Source organism: Kitasatospora sp. NPDC057518 (genome assembly GCF_042802075.1).
Lineage (GTDB): Bacteria > Actinomycetota > Actinomycetes > Streptomycetales > Streptomycetaceae > Kitasatospora.
The window spans coordinates 1-2,005 of the sequence record NZ_JBHVEU010000749.1 but is presented as its reverse complement, the minus strand read 5'-3'; the positions used below and the strand labels follow the sequence as shown (position 1 = coordinate 2,005).

The 2,005-nt window shown below is 74.2% G+C and carries 2 protein-coding genes; both read left to right on the top strand.

The window, feature by feature from the left end:
* The first annotated feature begins 77 nt into the window (after positions 1–77).
* The gene (locus ACFU7Z_RS39065; RefSeq protein WP_380782912.1) at positions 78–734 is read left to right on the top strand and encodes a transcriptional regulator; all 657 of its coding nucleotides are present in this window, start codon (positions 78–80) and stop codon (positions 732–734) included.
* Positions 731–1,861 carry an aminotransferase class I/II-fold pyridoxal phosphate-dependent enzyme gene (locus ACFU7Z_RS39060; RefSeq protein ID WP_074004924.1) on the top strand — a complete coding sequence of 377 codons (1,131 nt, stop codon included), beginning with the start codon at positions 731–733 and terminating at the stop codon, positions 1,859–1,861. Before ACFU7Z_RS39065 ends, ACFU7Z_RS39060 begins: the two co-directional genes overlap by 4 nt.
* The last annotated feature ends 144 nt before the right edge of the window (positions 1,862–2,005 follow it).

Below are 2,005 nucleotides of genomic sequence, written 5' to 3'. Positions count from 1 at the left end.
GCGCCGGAACCCTCCGGCGGGGCCCGGGGCGTGAAAAGCCCTGGACCAAGTGTCCGATCCGGACGTACAGTCCAGGCATGTCCTCGGAAAACCCCGACCCCCGCGTGCGGACCTGGTCCCCGGTCTGCCGCGCGGTGGCCCTGCTGCTCGGCCCGTACGCCGAGGTCGTGCTGCACGACACCGCCACCGACCGGGTCCTCGCCGTCTGGAACCCGATGACCCCCCGGGCCCCCGGCGACCCGTCACTGCTCGGCGAGCTCGACGGGATCGACCCCTCCGCCCCCGACGTCTACGGCCCGTACGCGAAGCTGCTGCCCGACGGACGGCGGCTCTCCTCCGTCAGCGCCGTGCTGCGCGACGACGACGGGAAGCCCACCGCGGTGCTCTGCGTCAACCTCGACCGCGGCCCGCTGGAGCAGGCCGCCGCCCTGCTGGCCGGCTTCGCCGCCCCCACCGCGCCGCGCCCCGAACCGCTCTTCGAGCGCGACTGGACCGAGCGGATCAACGACGTGGTCGGCGGGTACGTCCGCGCCCAGGGCCGCCCGCTGGAGCGCTTCACCCGCGAGGACCGGCTGGCCGTCCTGGGCGAACTCGACCGGGCGGGCGTGTTCGCCGTCCGGCGCGCCGTCCCCGTCGTCGCCACCGCGCTGCGGATCTCCCGCTCCAGCGCCTACAGCCTGCTCGCCGAGCTCAAGCAGCACCCCGCGGGCCCCACCGAGGAGGACCACCAGTGACCCGGCTCCCCGACTTCCGGCTCGAAACCCACTTCTCGCGCTGGGAGTTCACCGCCCGCCACCACCTCACCGCCTCCGACGCGCAGACCATGACGATGGCCGAGCTGCTCGCCCTGGCGGGCCCCGAGGACCGCGAGGCCTGGGACACCCTGGCCCTCGGCTACACCGAGACCTTCGGCGACCCCGGGCTGCGCCGCGCCGTCGCCGGGATGTACGAGCGGGTCGGCGAGGACGACGTGATCTGCTTCGGCGGCGCCCAGGAGGGGCTCAACCTCGCCATGCAGGTCCTGCTCGAACCGGGCGACCACGCGGTGGTGCTGACCCCGAACTACCAGTCCGCCGAGACCGTCCCGCTCTCGCTCTGCGAGGTCACCGGCGTCGCGCTGGACCCGGAGCGGGACTGGGCGCTGGACCTGGACGCGGTCGAGGCGGCGCTGCGGCCGAACACCAGGGTGCTGTCGGTCAACTTCCCGAACAACCCGACCGGCACGGTGATCGACGCCGCCGACTTCGTCCGGCTGGCCGAGCTCTGCGACGAGCGCGGCGTCCGGCTGTTCTCGGACGAGGTCTACCGCGGCCTGGAGCGCGACCCGGCCCGCGCCCTGCCGCAGGCCGCCGACCTCTCCGAGCGGGCCCTCTCGCTCAACGTGACCTCCAAGTCGCTCGGCCTGCCCGGCCTGCGGATCGGCTGGATCGCCTGCCGGGACCAGGAGCTGCGCTCGCGCCTGGAGCGGGCCAAGCACTACACCACGATCTGCAACTCGGCGCCGAGCGAGGTGCTGGCCCGGATCGCGATCACCGCTCGCGACCGCATCCTGGCCCGCAACCGCGCGATCATCGCCGGGAACCTGCCGCTGTTCGACGCCTTCTTCGCCGAGTTCGCCGACCTCTTCGAGTGGCGCGCGCCGGACGGCGGCTGCGTGGCCTTCCCGCGCTACCTGGGCCCGGACGGCGTGGAGGAGTTCTGCACCGCGCTGGTCGAGCAGGCGGGCGTGCTGCTGCTGCCCGCCGGGATCTTCCGCTCGGAGCTGACCCCGACCCCGGCCGACCGGTTCCGGATCGGCCTCGGCCGCCGCGACCCGGGCCCGGGCCTGGCGGCCTTCGCCGACTGGCTCCGCAAGCGCTGAGCGGTGCTTCCCGTGCTGAGCGGCGCTTCCCGTGCCGAGCGGTACTCCCAGGCTGAGCGGCGCTTCCCATGCTGAGCGGTGCTCGCGGTACTGAGCGGCGTCTCCGTACGGCGAAACGGCCGGGGCGCCGGCCACCGAGCGGAC